Origin of the sequence: Streptomyces sp. NPDC057654 (assembly GCF_042800135.1) — a bacterium.
Taxonomy (GTDB): Bacteria; Actinomycetota; Actinomycetes; order Streptomycetales; family Streptomycetaceae; genus Streptomyces.
Genome location: NZ_JBHVHQ010000667.1, coordinates 1 through 4,845, shown reverse-complemented (window position 1 = coordinate 4,845; position 4,845 = coordinate 1). Strand labels below are relative to the sequence as shown.

Genomic DNA, 4,845 nt, shown 5'->3' with positions numbered 1-4,845 from the left:
ACCCCGGTCGCGTACCGCACCAGCCCGGCCGCCGCCGCGAGCAGCGCCCCGGTGGCCTGCCCCCCGAATTGCAGCCAGAAGGCGTCGTCGTTCGGGGCCGGCCTCGGGACGGTCGCCGTCATCGGCGCCGGAGCCCGCGTCGCGTACGAGCGCGGCTGCCTCCGCCCCACGACTCGTGCCTCCAGCGGCTGCGCCCGCCCGGCGACCCCCGACCCCCGTCCGTCGCCGTCCCGCCCCGCCGGGATCAATAGCGGGTTGAAGAGTTCGCGGATGAACAGCCAGGGCAGGTCGCCGTCGAGCACGACGTAGGACTTGAACACGGCGGGCAGGACGCGGCCGTCGCGCTCCCACCCGGCGACGCCGACCTCCACCAGCCGCCGGCCGCGCATGGCCCCCGCGGCGCGCAGCCCGTAGCCGATGGGGGTGCGGGCGCTCCGTACGCACGCGGCCAGCGCGGGGTCGTCGGGCCCCACCCCCACCACCCGGTTCAGCCCAACGGGCGTCAGCTCGGCGTCGGCCGTCGCCGACCGGCGCACCAGGACCGGCTCGTCCCCGCCGACGCCCAGGCACCGGCGGACGAGGGCGTCCTGCGCGGCGGCCGGCGCCACCCCCTGGTGCAGCACGCGCAGCCGCAGCGGGGTGCGGAGCGCGGACTCCAGCAGGGTGGTGGTCAGACCGTCGCTCGCCAGCAGCATCCGCGTCAGCGGGCTGCTGAACCGGGCGACGTCCCCAAGGTCGAAGGGGCGCGGGGCCGACGGTTCCGGGGTCCGGCCGTCAGCTGACCGGCGGTCCGTGCTGGGGTAGCGGAGCGAGGTGGACACGGGGGCTCATCGCCTTTCCATGAGCGGTGCGGACCCCAGGGCGGCCGAGGCCCACTCCGCGTTCGCGTCCGCTCCCGCCGCGCCGTTCCGGGCGCGGGGGAGGGAGCCGGCGCGGCGGGCGCGGGCGGCCCCGGCGAGCTCGCGCAGGAGGTCGGCGGTCGCGTCCCAGCCGATGCAGGAGTCGGTGATGCTCTGTCCGTAGACGAGCGGCTTCGTGGGGGAGCGGTCCTGGCGGCCGGGCACCAGGAAGCTCTCCAGCAGCACCCCGCGGAGCGCGGCGTCGCCGTCGGCGATCCGTACGGCCAGGTCCTCGGCCACCGCGGGCTGCCGCTCGTGCCGCTTGCCGCTGTTGCCGTGGCTGGCGTCCACGACGATCCGCACCGGCAGCCCGGCGTCGGCCAGCGCCCGGCCGGCCCGGCGGACGTGCGCCGCGCCGTAGTTGGGGCCGTCCGCGCCGCCGCGCAGTACGAGGTGGCAGTGCGGGTTGCCGCTGGTGCGCAGCACCGACACGGGCCCGTCGGCGGACGGGCCGAGGTAGGCGTGCGGGGCGGCGGCGGCCCGTATCGCGTCGATCGCGATCTGCGCCGAGCCGTCGACGGTGTTCTTGACGCCGATCGGCATCGGCAGGCCGCTGGCCATGTCCCGGTGTACCTGGCTCGCCGCCGTACGGGCCCCGACGGACCCCCAGCTGACGACGTCGCCGAGGTAGGCCGGGGCGAGCGGGTTGACCCATTCGCAGCCGACGGGCAGCCCGGACTCGGCGATGTCGAGCATCAGGGACCGGGCCTCGGCCAGGCCCCGGCCGACATCGGTGCCGCCGTCCAGGCCGGGGTCGCCGACCAGGCCGGGCCAGCCCAGGCAGGTGCGCGGTTTCTCGCCGTAGACCCGCATCACGACGAGCAGGTCCTCGGAGAGCCCGGCCGCGGCGGCCCGCAGCCGGGCGGCGTAGTCGAGGGCGGCGGCCCGGTCGTGCACCGAGCACGGCCCGGCGATCACGAGCAGCCGGTCGTCCTGGCCGTCGAGGACCCGGACGATCTCGTGCCGGGACGTCGAGACGGTGTGGGCGGCGTGGTAGGTCAGCGGCAGCCGTTCGGACATGTCGGCCGGGCTCTCCAGGGGGAGGGCGCGGGTCTGGCCTCCGGTGGGCCGTACGCGGTGTCCTTCGCCGCGGTGCGGTCCGAGGGGGCCGGCCGGGGCTGAAGCCGGGGCCGGAGCCGGGGCGGTCATGGCGGTTCGCTCCTTCGGTGTCTCGGGGCGGGCGGTGGGTGGGCGATCCACGGCGGTCATGAGGAGTGGCCTCCTTCCGGGCCTTCGGCGGCGCCGTGCTCCATGCCGTGACCGCCACCGCCACCGCCGCCGTGTTCGTCCCCGTGGCCCATGCCGGGGTGCATGTCCATGACCTGGCCGGGCATCACGGTGAACGGGCGCATCATGGCCTCGTCCTCGTGCTCCAGGATGTGGCAGTGGTACATGTAGCGGCCGCTCGCGCCGTCGAACCGGCCCAGTACGGAGACCAGTTGGCCGGACCCCGCCGGCGGCGGAGCGGCGTCGCCGACCCGCACGGTGTCCTTCCAGCCGCGGTCGGCGCCCTCGGTGGGCACCTCCTCGGTGAAGGTGACGGGCGTGACGGTGCCGTGGCCGCGCACGGTGCCGTCGGCGCGCAGCAGCGGCTGGAAGCCGCGGGCGTCGAAGTTCTGCCGACGCGTCTCCTGGAAGCGGACCAGGTGGATGTGGAAGGGGTGCACCGGCCCGCCCAGGTTGAGGACGTTCCACTGCTCCCAGCCGTCCTGGCGCACCATGAACGTCGTGGCGTCGTCCATCAGCGTCGCCACCCGGCGCAGCGTCAGCAGCGGCCGGCCCGGCCGACGGACCTGGACCACGCCGTCGCTGGGGATCGGCACCGACGAGGCGTCCTCGACGGTCTCCATCTCCCACATCATCGGCATCCCGGTCGCGGCGGGCGGGGTCAGCACGACCCACCGGTGCTCGTGGTCGGGGGCGGTGGCGTGGCTCAGCCGCTCGTACGACGGGCTCAGCCGCGGCGGCAGCGCGAACGGATCGTCCGCCGCCTCGTCCTCGACCCGGAACTGCATGACCTGGGGCGAGGGCGCGGGGCCCGGCGGGTTCGTCGAGACGTTGACCCAGTGCACGCGCATGCCGCGCAGCACGGAGAAGTCGGCCAGCACGTCGGCGCGTTCGCCGGGTGCGAGGGTCAGGCCCTCTTCCGGCAGCGGCTCGGGTTCGGGCAGCAGCCCGCTGTCCGTGCCGATCTGATGGAAGGCCCGGTCCACGAGCTCCCGCTCGACCGGAGTGCCGTCCTCGTGGCAGAGCCGCAGGGTGAAGAAGCGGGCGTTGGAGGCGTTGACCATCCGGAACCGGTACCAGCGCGCGGCCACCTCCAGATGCGGCTGGATCACGCCGTTGACCAGGGTGTACGGCCCGTAGAAGGGCAGCGGCACATCCTGCTCGTTGCGGAAGACCTTGTGCATCAGGCGGCCGGTGAGGCGGCCCTCCCAGTCGGTGTCCAGGTTCCGGTCGCACAGCATGAGCGGTATCTCCCGCGCGCCGTCCGGCAGCCCGAGGGCTTCCTCCTCCTCGTCGCGGATCCAGTACATGCCGGCCAGGCCCGTCATCACGTTCAGCGAGGTGATGTTCATGGCGTGGTCGTGGTACCAGAGGGTGGCCGCCGCCTGGTCGTTCGCGTACTCGGAGAGCTGCGTCTCGCCCGGCGCGACCGCGTTGTCCGTCCAGCCGTCGTTGCCGCCGCCGGTGCGCGCACCGTGCAGATGCACCACCGTCCAGGCCGGCAGTTTCGGCGCCCGGCGGTCGAACGTGTCCGCGTCCGGGTCGTAGCCGGGGCGCATCGTGTTCGCCTGGACCTTGGTCTCCACCTTGATCAGGGGGTACGGGCCGCTCAGCCCGTTGGTCCACGCCACCCGCAGCCGGGCGCCGCGCCGTACCTCGACGGTCGGCCCGGGGAGCTGCCCGTCGTACGCCCACATGAGCGACGGCGGGAGCTGCGAGTGCAGGGGGAGGAGGACGGGGCGGGTCGTGACGGTCAGTTCGGCCAGTCCGGTGCCGGGGTCGGTCTCCGGGCGCAGGACCGGGGGGATCCGCAGGGGGTCGACGAAGGGTTCCAGCGTCGGCTCGGGTGCGGCGGCCGTCTGCTCGGGCATCCGCTCCGGCATCCGCTCGGGCATCTGCTCGGGCGCCGTGATGGCGGGAGCGGACTCCGGGGCGGCGACGGGGGCGGGGGCCGGTTCGGTGACGGTTTCGATGAGCTCAGGCATTTCGGGGCTCTTTTCGTGGGGTCGGGCGCTTACGGTCTTCACCGTGCGCCCCGGCCCGCCCCGCCCACATCGGGGGAAACACCGGCCCGACTACTGACCTACTGATGCGCTACGGACCCGCGGCCCCGCGCTACGGACGTACGCGCCTACGAGCCCGTACCCCGGCCCGTACCGCCCCCGCCCTCGCCGCCAGCCGCCCCGCCCTCGCCGCCCTCCGCCAGCCGCCCCGCCACCGCCGCCCGCGACGAGACCCCGAGCTTGGCGAAGACGTGCGCGACGTGGGTCTCCACCGTGCGCGGGCTCAGGAAGAGCCGCTCCGCGATCCGCTGGTTGGTGAACCCCTGCCGGACCAGCTCCGCGACCTCCGCCTCCCGCCGCGACAGCGGCCCACCCGCTGCACTCCCGCTCCCTGTCCCCGCCGCCGGTCGCGCCGTCCGGACGCCGACGCGCCGCTGCTCCCGTACGGTCCGCTCGTACAGCCCCTGCGCCCGGCACTCGCCGAACAGCTCCGCTGCCCGCGCCAGCTCCGCGCGCGCCGCCTTCCGCCGCCCGCACCGCGCGAGCGCGGTACCAGCCCGCAGCCGCGCCCGCCCCGCGAACACCCGCTCGCCGCTCTCCCCGAACCGCTCCGCCGCCCGCTCCGCGCGCTCCGCGGCCCCGGCCGGGTCGTCCTCCAGCGTCGCGTGCGCCCGCGCCAGCGCGGCGAAGGGCGACTCCGTGCCGCCGCCCGGCAC

4 protein-coding genes are annotated in these 4,845 nt (G+C 75.4%); all 4 read right to left on the bottom strand.

Features of this window, described 5'->3' with window-relative positions:
* Positions 1-821 (bottom strand): hypothetical protein (locus tag ACFU99_RS33260; RefSeq protein WP_384399141.1); only part of this gene is annotated, 821 nt, incomplete at its 3' end.
* A 6-nt stretch (positions 822-827) separates the two neighbouring features.
* Positions 828-2,108 carry a 3-deoxy-7-phosphoheptulonate synthase gene (locus ACFU99_RS33255; protein WP_384399139.1) on the bottom strand — a complete coding sequence of 427 codons (1,281 nt, stop codon included), beginning with the start codon at positions 2,106-2,108 and terminating at the stop codon, positions 828-830.
* On the bottom strand, positions 2,105-4,111 hold the full coding sequence (locus ACFU99_RS33250) for a multicopper oxidase family protein (protein WP_384399137.1): 2,007 nt from the start codon (positions 4,109-4,111) through the stop codon (positions 2,105-2,107). The genes ACFU99_RS33255 and ACFU99_RS33250 overlap by 4 nt, the downstream gene beginning before the upstream one ends.
* 146 nt (positions 4,112-4,257) lie before the next feature.
* Positions 4,258-4,845 (bottom strand): response regulator transcription factor (locus ACFU99_RS33245; RefSeq protein ID WP_384399135.1); only part of this gene is annotated, 588 nt, incomplete at its 5' end.